We start from the raw sequence: 15,902 nt of genomic DNA, 5'->3' as shown, positions 1-15,902 counted from the left end.
CTCATACCTCAATTAATTTTAATATTTGCGGGAAGAGCGCTGAAGCGCAACTACATACCTCATACCTCAATTAATTTTAATATTTGCGGGAAGAGCGCTTAAGCGCAACTACGTACCTCATACCTCAATTAATTTTAAGACTTGCCGAAAGAGCGCTTAAGCGCAACTACATACCTCATACCTGAATTAATTTTAAGACTTGCGGAAAGAGCGCTTAAGCGCAACTACATACCTGCTTTTTTTCAAAAGGTGTATAGCAATCCTTAATGATTTGCGATCGCTATCCCAATCCTAAAATTACGATCTCGCAGCATATCGTACCAGCTAATACCTATCGCTCGATCGCATATTTCCTCACCACCGGCTGTAACGTGAAAGCGACATTGCCGCTGACTGTGATTTTCTCAATTAGCGATCGCCATCCCAGAGATTCCAGCGCTTCCATCAAATTCGATGTTTTAACCGGTTCAGAAAGTCCGCGGCGCAATTGAGCTAGATCCATTGGTGCTCCCGCCGTAGCCAACTGCTTGATTACATCTTTTTCTAATACCGAAAGTCGCTGAAATTGCTGCGATAAAATATGGTTAATTTGACCTAAAAATACGGTATTTTCTCTGATAAACTCTGAACTTTTACCATTAAATAACTCTAAAATCATTGCTGAAACAATCCTCAGGGCTAAAGGATGAGCGGCATAACAGTCAATTAATTCGTCCCATTGTTTTTCTTGAATTAAGCCTCTTTCTGTCAGAATTTCCCGCGCGGCCATATTGTCTAAACCTGTGAGTTTATAAGATCGAACGGGACGAGTTTGACCTTCCAACATAGCTATGTCTCTAGATTTTTCCGAACTGGTAAGCAATAAACAGCTTTGATGGTTGGATTCTCCTATTTGTCTGAACAGCCTTTCGTAATCTTCGTAGCCCGATCGATATTTGCCAGCAAAACCGCCCGTATCTAAGATCGTTTCCACGCCGTCAAGCACGATTAAACAGCGGTGCGCTTGCAAATATTCAATCAGAACGGAAATGCCGTCACTGAGGTTTTCTGGCAATTTTTTGCCCTGACAGTCGCAGATAAATTGAATTAAGCCGATCGCCAAATCTTGACAACTCGGCTGATTCGACAAACTCCGCCAGATGACAAAATCAAACTCGTTTTGAATTTGCTTGGCTAATTGCGCGCAAAGTGCAGTTTTACCAATTCCGCCCATCCCGAAGATCGCAACTAACCGACAGCGATCGCCCGAAATCCAGTTTTTCAAGAAACCCAGTTCTTCCCGGCGACCGAAAAACCCCGAAATATCCGGCAATTCGCTGCAATTTTGCGGGGTTTGAGGAGTGGGCGCGGGCGCGAGATTACCGGAAATATCCCCGGAAGTGCGATCGTCAGATTCGAGTCGCAGTCCAAAAGCTGCAAACAAACTCTCCATTTTGGCTGTGTCAGCGGGGGCTCGCCGGTTCAATATATTAGACACCGTATCCGTCGAGACGAAAGACGGAGAATTTCGATTAAGTCCAGGATCGGTTTGTTCAGAGATGGTTTGCAAGCTGGGGCGATCGGTAAATTTGAGATAAATCGCGTCCCAGATTTTCTTCCATCCTTTGTCTGTAAGTATTCTGCCGCGATCGCGCCTTGCTTTGGGTACATTCATTTGGATTTTAGATTTTAGATTTTAGATTTTAGATTTTAAATCGGGCTCTCTGTTAGCACGCGCACTCCGCTTGAGACGGCGGTTGGCGAGGGAAAACCTCGCGAGAGATGGGGTGTACGCCGGAATTAATCGGAATTTGCGATCGACTCAGGAGAAGCCGGAGTTAACTTTCTCGCCCTCTTTAAATTTTATAACGCCTGAAACCCTTTCCGAGCAAAGGCTTGACAAAAATATTTCGACCCATCCTTAACTCCTTGTTTAAGTCCCGTTTCTGGCGAGAAATCCTTTGGCGCTTCTGCGAAAGTATCAACAGTTAAGCAAACAACCGCAAACAAACAAGGAATCAACCATGAAATTATTTACTTCTTCCTCCAAAATCTCCCTAGCTTTGTTAACTGCTTTCGCCGCCGCCAGCACAGTCGTAACTGCGAGTTTATCCAATATCAAACCAGCCGCAGCCGCGCAATTTTGCCAGTGCGTACACTACGCAAACAATCGTTTTCAACTGCGTCCTCCCTATGTTTGGAGTGCCAAAGATTACGGTTCAGTGTTGCAACGTAACGGCTTCCGTCAAGTTGGGCCTCAACCCGGTGCAGTCGTTGTTATGCAGTCTTCATTCCCCGGTGCCGATCGCACTCACGGACACATTGGAGTAGTTGAAAGAGTTAACGGTAACGGGACAATCGCCGTTCGAGGTAGCAACCAAGGAAATCGCGGTTTGTTCGGGGAATTCAACTGCAACAATGTCAACGTTACCCAGTTTGGAACTTCTGTTAACGGCCGCCGCGATGTCTCGTTTTGGGTGCGATGAAATAAATCCTAAGTTTCGGTATTTATCGAGATTCTTAACTCCTTGCTTAACTCCCGATTCTTCCGTAGCCCTTGCTTTTGGCTTGTGGGAAAGTATCAACAGTTAAGCAAGCAGCCACAAACAACCACAAACAAAAAAACCGGAATCAATACGGCAACGCACCCAATTCTCGCCCCATGCCTTAGTTCTCGGCTGCATCTATCTATTCACCAACACTTTAACTTTTAGATTTTAGTTGAATACCCATACTCATCTATGAATTCAATCTAAAATCTAAAATCCAAAATCTAAAATCACTTGACAAGGAAGACAAACCATGATTGCTCAACACCAACTGCAAAAAGGATTCGGAAAACTAGCTATTGTCGGAACGCTGTCTGTAATGGCGATCGGCTCAAGCGCCGAAATGAGTTTAGCAATTCCCCTGAGACCAATTCTCCGCCGCGCTGTTGAAGGCATCTTGGGAATTCCATCTTATCCTCAAAATCTCCCAGAAAATCAACAGCAATTTCCCCAAGGAACTGCTGGTTCTCCTGAAAGTTTTCCCGGAAATGCTGCACCTCAATATCCCGGACAACCTAATGTTGTACCTCAATATCCCGGACAACCCAATCAACAGCCAATTTATCAACAACCAACATATCCACCTGCACCTGGATATCCGCAACCAGGTTATCCGGTTTATCCACAACCTTATCCTGCTCCTGTACCGGCATCTCCTCCGGCGCGACAAACCCAACCGATGATTATCAACAACTTTTGATAGTTGTTATTCCCTAGGGCAATCCCCGGTGGTTGCCCAAACTTCGGAATCAATTACCAATTACCAATTACCAATTACTAATTACTAATTACCAATTATAAATTTATGAATACTCCTCCTGTTTCGTTTCCTGTTAAAGTGGTGTTAGTATCACTGGTAGTCAGCAATGCTGTATTATGTGTCAAACAAGCCCAGACACCAGTACCTGAATCTAATCAAGCAGAAAATACTGTTAAGTCTGGGTTTTAAATGATACGATTTTCCCAAAAGAATGGAGCTGCTTTGTCGGCTCCAAATTCCATTTTTGGTCAAATTATAATATAATTTATAAAAATTAGTGGTACTAACCGAGTTGGTAGTTTGTTTCCACTAGCCCGAAGTGTAAGGTGCGTCGCTATGAGATTGTTCATTGAATTTAGGGATTTTTAATGGCGACGCACCCTACAAATACTTTATTCCTTCTTCCTTCTTCCTTCTTCCTTCTTCCTTCTTCCTTCTTCCTTCTTCCTTCTTCCTTCTTCTTATGAGTATCAGAATCTACGGAAACCGCCAAATAAAAACTCTGCCGGGACTGGCAACTCGCCCGACTCTGGCGCGAGTGAGAGAGGCTTTATTTAATATTTGGCAAGGGTCGATCGCAGATTGCAAATGGCTCGATATCTGTACCGGCAGCGGTTCGATGGGTGCAGAAGCCTTGTGTCGCGGGGCTTTGAGTGTCACCGGCATCGAACAGTCGGCAAATGCTTGTGCGATTATCCGCGAAAATTGGGAGCAAGTAGCAGACTCTTCGCAAACGTTCCAAATTCTGCGGGGAAATGCGATCGCCAAATTAGCCTCACTATCACCACAGCAATTCGATCGCATTTATTTCGATCCGCCCTACGCCAGCGACTTGTACGAACCTGTGTTGAACGCGATCGCCAGCCAAGAAATGCTAGCACCTGATGGCGAAATCGCGATCGAACACAGCCCGGAGCGATCGACCCAACCGATACCCGGCCTAGAAATTTGCCGCCAAAAAGTATATGGCAACACAGCATTAACCTTCTATACCCGCAGTTGCTGACAAGCGAATTTCACAGGTGGTACCCGCCACGTGATTTATCCCCCAAATCGAAAATCGAAAATCCTCTCTTCCCCCGAATTTATCCGTGGGGTCGCCTCTAAAATCTAAAATCTAAAATCTAAAATCTAAAATCGATTGACAGACTCAAAGGGCATCAGGATCGTCTCAAATCCGTGTGGAAGCGTCCCCAAGAGCGATCGCCACGATCCTCTTGGCGCGCCCCATAAAAGTTTTTCCCTTAGATACCATACAAATTTTTCTGAAGAAGTTAAACTTGCTCCGTAGCTTGTCAAAGCAAGTTTCCTGAGAAATCCTCGAAATAAATTAACTTTACGCTGAAAAAAAGATCTTTCAGTTGTAACATGAACTGCAAAGTGTGAGTGTGAATATTCCTAAAGGAGTGAATATGGTTCAGACACCTTCGCGCCATCGCGGCAGCGAGTTTTCGGCTACTAACTCGGTACAACCAGTCAAACGCGATACGATTTTGCTGGGAAATACCCTCTCCCTACCAAATACAAAACTTTTCGGCACCGACGGAATTCGCGGGAAAGTTGGAGAATTGCTGACTGCACCCCTAGCGCTGCAAGTTGGATTCTGGGCTGGGCAAGTTCTACGCCAAAATGCCCCCAACCAGGGCCCTGTGATTTTGGGACAAGACAGCAGAAATTCCAGCGATATGCTGGCAATGTCACTGTCGGCTGGTTTGACAGCCGCCGGTTTGGAAGTGTGGAATTTGGGCTTGTGTCCCACTCCCTGCGTTGCTTATCTGGCAAGCATTTCGCAGTCTGTGGGCGGAGTGATGATTTCGGCTAGCCACAATCCCCCAGAAGACAATGGGATTAAGTTTTTCGGCCCCAACGGGTCAAAGCTGTCTCAGCATTTGCAGGAACAAATCGAAGCGGGAATCCGAGGGGCTAAGGTTGCGGTTGCTAGCTTGGCTTTGGGGCATCACTACCACCGCCCGGAGTTGATTAAAGATTATGCTGATTCTCTCTCAGATTCGCTGCAACAGATGAATTTGCGGGGAATGCGGGTGGTTTTGGATTTGGCTTGGGGGGCTGCTGCTGGTTTGGCGCCGGCGGTGTTTGAGCAAATGGGGGCGGATGTGATCTGTTTGCACAATTCTCCTGATGGATCTCGCATTAATGTTAACTGCGGTTCTACTCATCTCGACAGTTTGCAAGCGGCGGTTTTGGAACACCAGGCTGATTTGGGATTTGCTTTTGACGGTGATGCCGATCGAGTTTTGGGTGTTGACAACAAAGGGCGATCGATTGACGGCGATTACATTCTTTATCTGTGGGGCCAGCAATTGCGCGCCTCCGAACAGTTACCGGATAATTTAATTATTTCTACTGTAATGGCTAACCTGGGCTTCGAGCGAGCTTGGGAAGAATTGGGGGGCAAACTAACTAGAACAAACGTCGGAGATCAGCACGTTCACGCTGAAATGCAGCGCACGGGTGCGATGTTGGGCGGCGAACAGTCGGGGCACATTCTTTGTCCGCATTTCGGTATTAGTGGCGATGGTTTGTTGACAGCTTTGCATATAGCTTCGCTGGTGCGTGAGTCAGGGGAATCTTTGTCACAATTGGTAAGTGACAGTTTCCAAACATATCCGCAGTTGTTGGTAAATGTGCGGGTGGACGATCGCGAAAAACGCTTAAGATGGCACGAGTGCGAACCCATGCAAAAGGCGATCGATCGCGCTAAAACTGCAATGGGAGAACAGGGACGGATTTTGGTTCGCGCTTCTGGCACTGAACCGCTAATCAGAGTTATGGTAGAAGCTGCCAGCGCCGACTTAGCTAACTTCTGGACTGAAAATTTAGTCTTAGCCGTTCAGCAACACATCGCTATCTAACAGTTGACAGTTGACAGTTGACAGTTGACAGTTGGAAGAAGGAAGAAGGAAGAGGGAAGTGTCAACTTGAGTCTGAAATCCTGTGTATCTCTCTAGGTACGTTGTTGGGCTTTAGCCCTCTTTAGATATACGCCTAAAGAGGGCTAAAGCCCAACAACGTACCTACGGAGGGTGAGGGGGGATCTAGCTCTCGGCGATCGACATTAGGCTAAGACTAAGCTTGAGATTGAGTTGACACCAATGGCAAGAATCCTCTAGTAAAATATAGGGGATATTGAAACCACTTTCTCATGCTTATTCCCTCATCCTTATTACTTATAGACTAAACAACTAACTTCTTCTTTCTTCAATTCCCCATTTCTGATTTTATGAACAGCAAATCAATTAAAAATGGGCGGTTACACCAAACTTGGTTAAAAATTTTAATTGTCGTCATATTAATAACGGGGATATTTTTTAGATTTACAAACCTCGATCGCAAAGTCTACTCCTTCGACGAATCTATCACCTCGCTGCGAATTTCTGGCTACACCTGGACGGAAATGGTACAGCAAGATTTTCAAGGAAAAACAATTACCGTTCAAGATTTGCAGCGGAAATACCAGCAGATAAATCCCGAAAAAAGTTGGTTGGATACAGTTAAAGGTTTAGCTACAGAAGAACCTCAAATACCGCCGCTATATTTTATTTTAGCCCGATTTTGGGTGCAGTGGTTCGGCCCGGAAGTGGCAACTGTCAGAAGTCTTTCAGCTTGGATGAGTTTGTTGATTTTTCCGAGCGTTTATTGGCTGTGCTGGGAATTATTTCGCTCTGCACGTGCGGGATGGATGGCTGTGACAATCATGGCTGTGTCGCCTTTTCACGTCTTGTACGCGCAAGAGGCAAGGCCGTACATGATGTTTGCTGTCCTCGTCTTGCTGTCGAATGCCATTCTGCTGCGGGCGTTAGCGAAGCCCGCCCCTACGGGGGCTGCGCCAACGAAGAGGATCGCCCTACAAAAATCTACCGCCACATTTAAATCTACATTTAAATCTACATTTAAATCTACATCGAAATTGAGCAAAGGCGTTTGGTTGATTTATGCGATCGCCCTAACTGTAGGACTGTATTGTAGTTTATTATTTTTTATAGTAATATTAGCCCACGGTATCTACGTAATTATCACTGAAAATTGGCGTGTTCGCCAAACATTAATTGCTTATTTACTAGCTTCAGCGGCAGCAACACTCATTTTCGCTCCTTGGATTTTCGTATTAGTTGATAACTCGCCCAGAATCGCTGCAACAGTAGGTTTACCCCATCTTTCTCTTTCGGCCCTATCTTCACTTAAACCTTTGATTATTATCACCTGTAGAACTTTTATTGACACCCATTGGGCGGGTGGAATCATCAAATTAGGTTCGAGCAATACTACTGATTCAATCAGACTGATTGTAGCAGTTATATTAATATTAGCGATCGCACATTCAATCTACTTGCTTTGCTACTCAACTCCCAAACGAGTTTGGCTGTTGGTCTTGACAGCGATCGGAATTACAGCGATAGTATTGATAGCAGTGGGAGGCATTGCCGATCGCTATCTAGTTCCCTATCTTTTAGGAATCCAGCTAGCTGTTGCCTACCTCTTTAGCGCTAAAATTACCACCGCCAACAATCCACGACAAAAACTCTGGCAGCTCGGTTTAATAGCCCTAATATCGAGTGAAATAGTTTCTTGTGCCGTCAGCTCACAGTCACAACTTTGGTGGAACAAGTATCCTTCTAGCACTAAATACAATCCCGCAGTAGCGGCGATTGTCAATCAAGCCCAAAAACCTTTAGTGATTTGTCACGGAGGCAACAACCTCACCGGAAAAATACTGTCTGTCAGCTATTTGCTGAAGCCGCAAGTAGAGCTTTTGCTAGCAGTGAAACCCGAGCAAGTTAAAATTCCTGATGGTTTTAGCGATGTATTTCTCTACAGAAGCACCGAGCTATTGCGATTTGAATTAGAACAAGTGCAAAAATATAAAATTACACCAATTTACCCACCGGGCGATGTGTGGCTTTGGCGTTTAGAGAAATAATTAAAGTGGCAACTGCGAATGATGATTTCTGTTGTGATACCTACCTACAACCGCGAGCAACCCCTGCGAGAGACATTGGCTGACGCGATTCGGCAAAATTACCCGAATTTTGAAGTGCTGGTAATCGATCAAACTCGCACTCACGAATCGGAAACTCAAGTTTATTTAGAGGAATTGGCAACTGCGGGGAAAATTCGGTGGTTTCCGGTAGATTGGGCGAGTTTACCGGGAGCTCGAAATTATGCTGTGCGGCGCGCTGTGGGAGAGATTATTTTATTTATTGATGATGATGTACAATTGCCGGATGGTTTTTTAGCCGCTCATGCTGATAATTATTTAGCAAAACCGGATGTGGGATGTGTGGCGGGCAGGGTTTTTGACAGAATGAAACTGGGTAATTCTGGAGGCGATTTGGCGATCGACTTTTTGCCCCCAGAAGCCATGGATCCGGGCATTGCTTGGTATTTTATCGATTTGGTGCATACAGTCAAACCGCAGCAGGTACTCTCGGCTAGAGGCTGCAATATGTCGTTTCGCCGTCAGGTTTTTGCCGAGTGGGATTTGACGTTTGACGAGCGGTTTGCAGGGAGTGCGGTGCGGGAGGAGTCGGATTTTTGTTTGAGATTGCGATCGACTGGCATGAAAATTTGGTACGATCCCAGTGCTTGTTTAGTTCACTTGGGGGAAGAAAGCGGCGGATGTCACGATGTCAGCACGCGATCGATCGAATATCAAACCACATTTTATCACAACCACTTCCTGATGGGATTGAAAAATTTAACCGTCTTTCAATGCCTGCGATTTTTTGCCAAACTCTTTGACTGCCACGTTTTGGGGCATCCACCTTGTCATAAAAGCCGATCGCCCCTAAAAATTATCACTAGATTTGCTTTTTATATCCTCGGTTTTATCAGTGCCCTCATAACACTCATCAAATCGCTCTGGAATGACGGACAAATTTACACAAATCAAGACAAAATCAACCCTAAATAATTTATGAATTAATTCGCAATGCCCGATGCCCGATGCCCAATGCCCCATTCCCAATGCCCCATTCCCAATGCCCCATTCCCCATTCCCAATAAATGAGAATCCTCGTTGCCAGCCACACCTATATAGTTGACATAAATCGGGAAAAATTCAAAATATTAGCCAACCTAGAACCCGATATTGAAGTAACAATTGTAGTGCCACGACGCTGGAAACCCGGAGGCGTACAAAATAAAATCATCGAAACCGAATTTTATCAAGAAGACTCATTTAAAATAGTTCCCATCTCCAATTTTAGTCAAAACAATCAAGGCTTGCTAACATTTGGTACAGATATAATTAGACTTTTACACGAATTCAAACCGCAGATTATCCAAGTCGAACAAGGTTCAAAATCCCTAGCCTACAGCCAATTAATTATACTCAATAAATTACTCAAACTCCAAGCCAAAAATATATTATTTACCTGGTGGAATCTATCCTATGAATTGAAATGGCCTATTTCCCTATTAGAAAATTGCAATCTTCAGAATACCGACGGAATTATTGCCGGCAATTTAGATGGCTCTAAAATTTTGCACCAGCGGGGCTACACAGGTGCAATGGCAGTAATGCCCCAACTTGGAGTAGATGAAAAATTGTTTGTGCCTGCTGCTAAAGATATTGAGTTATCTAGAAAATTTGGCATTAAACCAACAGATTTTGTGGTAGGATTTGTAGGGCGATTTGTCGAAGAAAAAGGACTGCTAACTTTAGCTGAAGCATTAGCAGGATTGAAACAACTTTCTTGGAAGTGGTTGTTAGTAGGACAAGGAAAATTGCGATCGCACTTGGAAGAAAAATGTAGAGAATGGGGCATCAGCGATCGAATAATCTGGGTAGAAAGCGTTTCCCATGAAGAAATTCCACCTTACATTAACTTAATGAACTGTTTGGTATTGCCCTCGCAAACCAGCTATAAATTCAAAACTTTGACTACCGTGGGCTGGAAAGAACAATTCGGTCATGTTTTAATTGAAGCGATGGCTTGTAAAATCCCGGTTATCGGTTCCGATTGCGGCGAAATTCCCCACGTTATCGGCGATGCGGGGTTAGTCTTCCCAGAGGGAAATGCAGGGATTTTGCGCGATTGTTTGCAGCAATTGATGGAAGCGCGGGATTTTGCTGTTGATTTGGGCGATCGGGGTTATCATAAAGTTATGACAAGTTATACAAATCAAGCCTTAGCTGAGCAGTTATTGGACTTTTACAAACAACTTTTGTAGCAGAAGATAGAAGTCGTAGGGTGTGTCGCCATGAAAAATTCCTAACTACATATCAACAATCTCATAGCGACGCACCTGGGTTATTCAAGGATTCGTGCAAATAAACCAAACGCTTCTTTTGCCGCAAAACCTTTTAACAAGCGTATTACTTATTGGCAGCAAAGAAGTAGTAATCTGCTGTGTAATCCACGCGGGTAGTGCTATTTTGTTTTGAAGAATCGCATCCGGTAGCTGGGGCTTTGCCACCTTTAGTATTGACGCGCTGGATATAGGTAACTTTGCTAAATAAGCCGTTACCTTCATTGCTTTTTGCACTTAGTAGCACCCAAGGAATGGTAGTGCGATCGGGCGAATCTACACGTTCTTTTACTTCGCCAACGACTTTACTCTTGTCTTTAGTATACTCCCAAGTTGGGCCACCGTAATGTTTGCCAACTAATGCGCCACTTGCATTAAATAAATCAGCTTCCGGTGCTTTTAATGTCCATTCAAATTGAGTGCGATCGCCAGTTTTGGGTTGACACACGTAAATTTGCACGCCTTTGGCTGACACTTCGGAGATTAAAGCATTACCAGCAGGCACTTGTAGCTTTGCCGGCACGTCAGGAAGCTTTTTATTCGTGTCGCTGGGAGTGGGCTTCTGTGCGACGGTTATGGCTGATGCTGTTGGCTGTAATGGCGATACTTCGGCGGTAGCGGCTGCATTGGTTGTCGGATAACTAATGGCGGCTAACATCGAAATTGCGATCGGCATAAATGAGAGAGATTGTTTAGCCATTTTTGATTCAACTCCTAAAGTTACTTAAAAATGAACAGTCATTTTTGGTATTCTGCATGATTAATCTTGCTCGATCGTATCACAACACCATTGGGTTAGCCCGATCAGATAAATTTTATCTCGCGTATGGGATACACAGACTCATGGGAAGAAGTCAAATTGTGCTAATACCAAGTATATTTAAGGTATATCGTGTCAAAATTCATCAACTCTTAGGAATAAAACTATTAAGTTCTTCCACTAGCAGATGCACTGTTGTTGAAGGATTATCACTTTCAGGATTAGGGCGATCGTATTCCATTAAAAGCCGTTTTGCGTGTTTGATCGCATCCTGTTGTTTGTTTTTCAGTTCCTCATAAATCGTTTCACTGTTTTTCTGATACTCGTATCCGAGCAACTTCGTCAACATATTTTGATAATCCTTGCGAGAAATTCCAGTATTATAAAAATGGAAGTGTAGTAAATACCAAAGTTCAAAAGCATCATTGGAGTACGCTACTTTAATGCCGTTATTTTTTGCAAGAGTCATAGCTGCATTAAAATTTTGCGCGTCGTTAGAATTTTTACCGTTAATATCGCGATCGAAGACACACCAAAATCGATCGCTTTCGTCGTATTCTGAGTCATTTTTTAACTCAATAGCTTTTTCTACTAAACTCCTCGTGTTTTTCCCTTCTCCCTTGATATCAAGCTTGATTACCTTTGTGTCTACCGCGAAACTTCTAAAATAGTTGGGTTCTGTTTTTTCACCTTCGCACACGATTAAAAACCATCTTCTATTTTTAACTTTTCTTTTAGAGTAATCAATAGTTCTTCTGGACGAACTTTTTTTAGGCATAGAGTTCACCTAGAAGTTCTTTGAAATTACCAACAAAAGGGATAGCACCATACTTTCCGATGATGTAATCGTGTTCAAATGAGGCATTTTTTCCTACTTTATACTCTACTAAAGAGTACAAATCAGTAGCGCCCTTATTGTCTTTCTCGGTAAACCATATTTGATCTCGGCGAAAAGTCTTGCTGCTAAGCAGATTTGTGTCATGTGTCGTGAATATAAGCTGTGCGTTGTGGGGATTAGTCTCGTTAGAATTGAATAAGCAGATTAATTCACGAGTAATCAACGGATGTAGTCGGGCATCAAGTTCATCTATGAATAAAATCTTTCCTGTCCTCAAAGTATCGAGAAGCAGCCCTGCTAATGCAAACAATTTGTTTGTTCCCTCAGACTCATGCTTTTCAATATCGAATATTTCTATAGCAGTCTGCTTACCGTCAGCATCATATTTCCGATGAACTGTTTTCACGGCTGGTTTGCTTTCAGAAATAGGATATAAACTACCGTAGGAATTACCATATAATGCTGTATTATTGGAAATAATAAATACAGGTTGATTTGTGATTTGGATATCAGCAATACCCAAGTCTAATTTTTTAATGAATTCAATAATATCATGCCTGTGGCGATCGTTCTCAAAAGACTCTAAAGTTTCCTTGCGGTATTGCCTATCTTGCAAGCCTGATATCAATTGCAAAGTTTTACTGAACCACAGCAGGATTTTGCCAGAAAGTTTACCATTAAATTGTGCAACAACAGAAAGAAATAAAGCATTATTTCTAGTTTTATCGCTAATACCTTGCCCTTCCGGGAAATCATCTAATATAAAGCTGTCAAAATCCCGTTCAAAAAGCATTGTTTCTGAATCTTCATCACTTTGAAACAACCACTCAGCAACAACCTGTTCAGAATTAATCTCAAAACCATATCTAAAATTTTTGCCTTCTAGCAAGAAAACTATTTCAAAGAATGATGGCTCTTTTTCTGTCTCTGTGCTTAGCCTGAATGCTTCAATATCGATCGCCTCTGAAACTTGCGTTTCTTTGGATGAGTTAAGGACAAACCACTTCATAAAGTTAACAGCAGCAACAAGATTGCTTTTGCCGCTGGCATTTGCTCCATAAATAGCAGCACTTTTTAGCAATTTTAATCTATGATTGATTTCAAATACATTATTTTCGTCAAGCTCTCGATCGTCCTCCGTAATTGACGAAGCTACCATGCTGAGTGTGACAGTTTCTTTAAAAGATTTGTAGTTGCCGACGCTGAATCCAATCAGCATAACTTGCCTCCGATCGCCTAAATTAGTATAAAGTGCAAATCTTGCAATTTTTTATATAATAACACAACCAGCTACCGCAATTAAGACCAAGGGCTAATCATGCGAATCCTTCAAATTATCCCCTCAATTTCCCTCGTCTACGGTGGCCCGAGTCAAATGGTACTAGGACTTTCTGCCGCCCTCGCTTCCCAAGGCATTGATGTCACAATTATCACTACAGATTCTAACGGAGATATCGGTCAAGATCCTTTAGATGTGCCGTTAAATCTACCAATCAAACAAAACGGCTATGAGATTATTTATTTCCGCTGTTCTCCGTTTCGCAGATATAAGTTTTCTCTGAGTTTATTGCAGTGGTTAAATCAAAATGCGCGGCAATTTGACCTCGCTCACATTCACGCTTTGTTCTCGCCAGTAACTTCTTTCGCTGCGACAATTGCCAGAGGGCACAAGTTACCGTATATTATCCGGCCCTGCGGTATGCTTGACCCCGCAGATTTGCAGAAGAAAAAGCTTTTAAAACAGGTTTATGCTACACTTTTAGAACGACCTAATTTAGCAGGTGCGGCAGCAATTCATTTCACTAGCAAGCAAGAAGCTAAAATTTCAGAAAGGTTTGGTTTGGATAGCACAGGCAAGATGCCTGTGCCACAAGATTGTTTACTATTAGATAGCACAGGCAAGATGTCTGTTCCAAAAGATTTGATAATTCCATTGGGGGTGACGGCAGATGCTTACCCTGAAATATTGCCTGATTCGGAAATACCAATCATCTTATTTATGTCGCGAATCGAACCTAAAAAAGGATTAGAATTGCTAATTACGGCACTGGAAAGTATTTTAGAAGATGGTCTAAAATTTAACTTTATTTTAGCAGGTTCTAATCCCCAAGATGCCGATTACGAAGCCAAAATTAAAGTCAAAATAAAAAAATCAATTTTAGAAAGATTTACTACAATAACGGGTTTTGTTAGCGGTGATTCAAAAGCTGAGATGTTGAGAAAAGCTGACTTATTTGTGTTGCCTTCTTATTACGAAAACTTTGGTATTGCCGTAGCAGAAGCGATGGCTGCGGGTGTACCTGTGGTTATTTCCGATCGCGTTTATATCTGGGATGACATTCAGCAAGCGGAGGCTGGGTGGGTGGTGCCTCTGGAGGTAGGGGCGATCGCCCGTGCGATCGAATCAGCCCTCCTCGCACCACAGGAAAGGCAGCGCAGGGGCTTTAACGGGCAAGCTTATGCTAAAAAATATTATAACTGGGAGGCGATCGCCCGAAAAACCATCGAAGCTTACCAGCACATTTTGTCATCTATTAACGAATCCGACTAAAATTTACCTTTTACTTCTTCTCCGGCGGCGAGTTTTTGTGCTGCTATCAGAATCTGTCGGCGATATTTTTTCATCGCTGCTTTGCAGTAATGTTATTGCTATTTCACCTACAATACTTGTCAACAAAACTCTTTAATCCAGCTTGATATCCTGCTCCTACCGCCTGAAATCTCCACTCTCCATTCTTTCTATACAAACGACCAAATTCTAGAGCCGTTTCTAGTGTAAAACTCTCTGTTAATTCATACCGGACAAGTTCGATTCCGGTATCCAAATTGACAATTTTGATGAAACTATTTCTGATATTCCTAAAACTTGCATTGATTTTATCTGCTTCGTGAATAGTCACAACAAAAGTTATTTCCACAATTTCAGGATTAACTTTTTCTAAGATAATGCCGTAAATAGTCTTATTTTCTTTAGCTGGGTTGTTTTCAGGAATCGATTGCAGTACCGAACCGTCAGAGGATTGCAGATTATTGTAAAAGATAAAAAAATTATCGTCAGGTAATTTGCCGTCCGAACCTAGCATAAATGCAGAGACATCAATGTCATAGCTTTGTCCTGCCTCCGTTACCTGCCAACCGAGGGCGATCGCCATTTTTTTTAAATCCGGTGCTTCTTGAGAGAGATTAAATCTCTCACCCTTACTTAATTGCATAGCCATCTGCTTATTTGTCAAACATAAAAATTTATCTTATTTATTTTAATAGTAAGTGGGACGAGAACTTTTCGTGTTTAATAAAACTTAATATTTTTATAATATAGTAGTCTTCCCATCATTTGGATATTTTTTGTAGTTGCTCTTAAAGATCCAGGTTGCCCCGATAGATAGGTGGTAGGCACGCACCATCCACTACCGCTACCAATCTTCATCAATCATTTAGGATTGCTATAAATCTTTAATGATCGCAGATATCTTTTTGGCAAGATGTCTATTAAATTTAGGTACGTAGTTGCGATGAAAGCGCTCTTTTTGGATCTCGGAAAGAGCGCTGAAGCGCAACTACGTACCTGCTGCTAAAACTAGCATAATAAAATGCTAACTATTAATTATAGAATAGATTGTTTTTTGCAATAGGTCTAATAGTCTAATTTTAATTTCTCCCTACAAAGGTTCCGGCCTTAAACCAATTATTTCTAGTAAGTAAAAACCGGGTTCGATCGCAAGCCCGGTTTCTATAATTTAACTT

At 42.8% G+C, this 15,902-nt stretch carries 15 protein-coding genes; 9 read left to right on the top strand and 6 right to left on the bottom strand.

Annotated features, from left to right (window positions below):
• Window positions 1-331: 331 nt before the first annotated feature.
• Window positions 332-1,654, bottom strand: coding sequence for an NB-ARC domain-containing protein (locus tag JGK11_RS09390; RefSeq protein ID WP_293211366.1), 1,323 nt, complete (start codon window positions 1,652-1,654; stop codon window positions 332-334).
• A gap of 349 nt (window positions 1,655-2,003) precedes the next feature.
• On the opposite strand from JGK11_RS09390, the gene JGK11_RS09385 reads away from it, so the two are divergent.
• The 3 genes from JGK11_RS09385 (at window position 2,004) to JGK11_RS09375 (ending at window position 3,477) form a co-directional block, all read left to right on the top strand.
• A complete protein-coding gene (locus JGK11_RS09385; RefSeq protein ID WP_293182636.1) occupies window positions 2,004-2,465 on the top strand; it encodes a CHAP domain-containing protein in 462 nt (153 codons plus the stop codon).
• Between the two features lie 316 nt (window positions 2,466-2,781).
• On the top strand, window positions 2,782-3,228 hold the full coding sequence (locus JGK11_RS09380) for a hypothetical protein (RefSeq protein ID WP_293211364.1): 447 nt from the start codon (window positions 2,782-2,784) through the stop codon (window positions 3,226-3,228).
• Window positions 3,229-3,333: 105 nt separating this feature from the next.
• Window positions 3,334-3,477 carry a hypothetical protein gene (locus JGK11_RS09375; RefSeq protein WP_293182630.1) on the top strand — a complete coding sequence of 48 codons (144 nt, stop codon included), beginning with the start codon at window positions 3,334-3,336 and terminating at the stop codon, window positions 3,475-3,477.
• A gap of 166 nt (window positions 3,478-3,643) precedes the next feature.
• Here the strand turns inward: JGK11_RS09375 and JGK11_RS09370 are convergent, their stop codons facing one another.
• Window positions 3,644-3,781, bottom strand: coding sequence for a hypothetical protein (locus JGK11_RS09370; protein ID WP_293211362.1), 138 nt, complete (start codon window positions 3,779-3,781; stop codon window positions 3,644-3,646).
• Here JGK11_RS09370 and rsmD point away from each other — a divergent pair.
• The 5 genes from rsmD (at window position 3,752) to hpsO (ending at window position 10,482) form a co-directional block, all read left to right on the top strand.
• A complete protein-coding gene (gene rsmD / locus JGK11_RS09365; RefSeq protein ID WP_293182628.1) occupies window positions 3,752-4,294 on the top strand; it encodes a 16S rRNA (guanine(966)-N(2))-methyltransferase RsmD in 543 nt (180 codons plus the stop codon). The two genes, JGK11_RS09370 and rsmD, sit on opposite strands and share 30 nt — an antisense overlap.
• Window positions 4,295-4,700: 406 nt before the next feature.
• Window positions 4,701-6,161: a phosphoglucosamine mutase gene (gene glmM / locus JGK11_RS09360; protein WP_293182640.1), complete on the top strand. Its 1,461-nt coding sequence runs from the start codon at window positions 4,701-4,703 to the stop codon at window positions 6,159-6,161.
• Window positions 6,162-6,529: 368 nt separating this feature from the next.
• Complete coding sequence (locus JGK11_RS09355; RefSeq protein WP_293211360.1) at window positions 6,530-8,227, top strand: glycosyltransferase family 39 protein; 1,698 nt, start codon at window positions 6,530-6,532, stop codon at window positions 8,225-8,227.
• Window positions 8,228-8,245: 18 nt separating this feature from the next.
• On the top strand, window positions 8,246-9,220 hold the full coding sequence (gene hpsN / locus JGK11_RS09350) for a hormogonium polysaccharide biosynthesis glycosyltransferase HpsN (RefSeq protein WP_293211358.1): 975 nt from the start codon (window positions 8,246-8,248) through the stop codon (window positions 9,218-9,220).
• A 92-nt stretch (window positions 9,221-9,312) separates the two neighbouring features.
• Window positions 9,313-10,482 (top strand): hormogonium polysaccharide biosynthesis glycosyltransferase HpsO, encoded by a 1,170-nt coding sequence (gene hpsO, locus JGK11_RS09345; RefSeq protein WP_293205030.1) that lies wholly within the window; start codon window positions 9,313-9,315, stop codon window positions 10,480-10,482.
• Between the two features lie 145 nt (window positions 10,483-10,627).
• On the opposite strand, the gene JGK11_RS09340 is transcribed toward hpsO, so the two are convergent.
• The 3 genes from JGK11_RS09340 to JGK11_RS09330 all read right to left on the bottom strand — a co-directional run bounded on the left by JGK11_RS09340 (window position 10,628) and on the right by JGK11_RS09330 (window position 13,377).
• Window positions 10,628-11,260, bottom strand: coding sequence for a DUF3455 domain-containing protein (locus JGK11_RS09340; RefSeq protein ID WP_293182620.1), 633 nt, complete (start codon window positions 11,258-11,260; stop codon window positions 10,628-10,630).
• A 205-nt stretch (window positions 11,261-11,465) separates the two neighbouring features.
• A complete protein-coding gene (locus JGK11_RS09335) occupies window positions 11,466-12,098 on the bottom strand; it encodes an RloB family protein (RefSeq protein WP_293182618.1) in 633 nt (210 codons plus the stop codon).
• Complete coding sequence (locus JGK11_RS09330; RefSeq protein WP_293182616.1) at window positions 12,091-13,377, bottom strand: ATP-binding protein; 1,287 nt, start codon at window positions 13,375-13,377, stop codon at window positions 12,091-12,093. Before JGK11_RS09330 ends, JGK11_RS09335 begins: the two co-directional genes overlap by 8 nt.
• 99 nt (window positions 13,378-13,476) lie before the next feature.
• Between JGK11_RS09330 and hpsP the strand changes: the two genes are divergently transcribed.
• Window positions 13,477-14,709 (top strand): hormogonium polysaccharide biosynthesis glycosyltransferase HpsP, encoded by a 1,233-nt coding sequence (gene hpsP, locus JGK11_RS09325; protein ID WP_293211356.1) that lies wholly within the window; start codon window positions 13,477-13,479, stop codon window positions 14,707-14,709.
• A gap of 103 nt (window positions 14,710-14,812) precedes the next feature.
• Here hpsP and JGK11_RS09320 read toward each other — a convergent pair whose 3' ends face one another.
• Entirely contained in the window at window positions 14,813-15,370 is a 558-nt protein-coding gene (locus JGK11_RS09320) for a TerD family protein (RefSeq protein ID WP_293182612.1), read from the bottom strand.
• Window positions 15,371-15,902 lie beyond the last annotated feature (532 nt).

Origin of the sequence: Microcoleus sp. PH2017_34_RAT_O_A, from assembly GCF_020737885.1 — a bacterium.
Classification (GTDB): domain Bacteria; phylum Cyanobacteriota; class Cyanobacteriia; order Cyanobacteriales; family Microcoleaceae; genus Microcoleus.
This window is presented reverse-complemented; position numbering and strand designations above follow the sequence as displayed.

Bases quoted from the DNA above. Each gene is read 5' to 3' on its own strand.
- JGK11_RS09390 (WP_293211366.1), bottom strand. From the start codon at position 1,654: ATGAATGTACCCAAAGCAAGGCGCGATCGCGGCAGAATACTTACAGAC.
- hpsO (WP_293205030.1), top strand. From the start codon at position 9,313: ATGAGAATCCTCGTTGCCAGCCACACCTATATAGTTGACATAAATCGG.
- JGK11_RS09335 (WP_293182618.1), bottom strand. From the start codon at position 12,098: ATGCCTAAAAAAAGTTCGTCCAGAAGAACTATTGATTACTCTAAAAGA.
- JGK11_RS09320 (WP_293182612.1), bottom strand. From the start codon at position 15,370: ATGCAATTAAGTAAGGGTGAGAGATTTAATCTCTCTCAAGAAGCACCG.
- JGK11_RS09375 (WP_293182630.1), top strand. From the start codon at position 3,334: ATGAATACTCCTCCTGTTTCGTTTCCTGTTAAAGTGGTGTTAGTATCA.
- rsmD (WP_293182628.1), top strand. From the start codon at position 3,752: ATGAGTATCAGAATCTACGGAAACCGCCAAATAAAAACTCTGCCGGGA.
- glmM (WP_293182640.1), top strand. From the start codon at position 4,701: ATGGTTCAGACACCTTCGCGCCATCGCGGCAGCGAGTTTTCGGCTACT.
- hpsP (WP_293211356.1), top strand. From the start codon at position 13,477: ATGCGAATCCTTCAAATTATCCCCTCAATTTCCCTCGTCTACGGTGGC.
- JGK11_RS09385 (WP_293182636.1), top strand. From the start codon at position 2,004: ATGAAATTATTTACTTCTTCCTCCAAAATCTCCCTAGCTTTGTTAACT.
- hpsN (WP_293211358.1), top strand. From the start codon at position 8,246: ATGATGATTTCTGTTGTGATACCTACCTACAACCGCGAGCAACCCCTG.
- JGK11_RS09330 (WP_293182616.1), bottom strand. From the start codon at position 13,377: ATGCTGATTGGATTCAGCGTCGGCAACTACAAATCTTTTAAAGAAACT.
- JGK11_RS09340 (WP_293182620.1), bottom strand. From the start codon at position 11,260: ATGGCTAAACAATCTCTCTCATTTATGCCGATCGCAATTTCGATGTTA.
- JGK11_RS09355 (WP_293211360.1), top strand. From the start codon at position 6,530: ATGAACAGCAAATCAATTAAAAATGGGCGGTTACACCAAACTTGGTTA.
- JGK11_RS09380 (WP_293211364.1), top strand. From the start codon at position 2,782: ATGATTGCTCAACACCAACTGCAAAAAGGATTCGGAAAACTAGCTATT.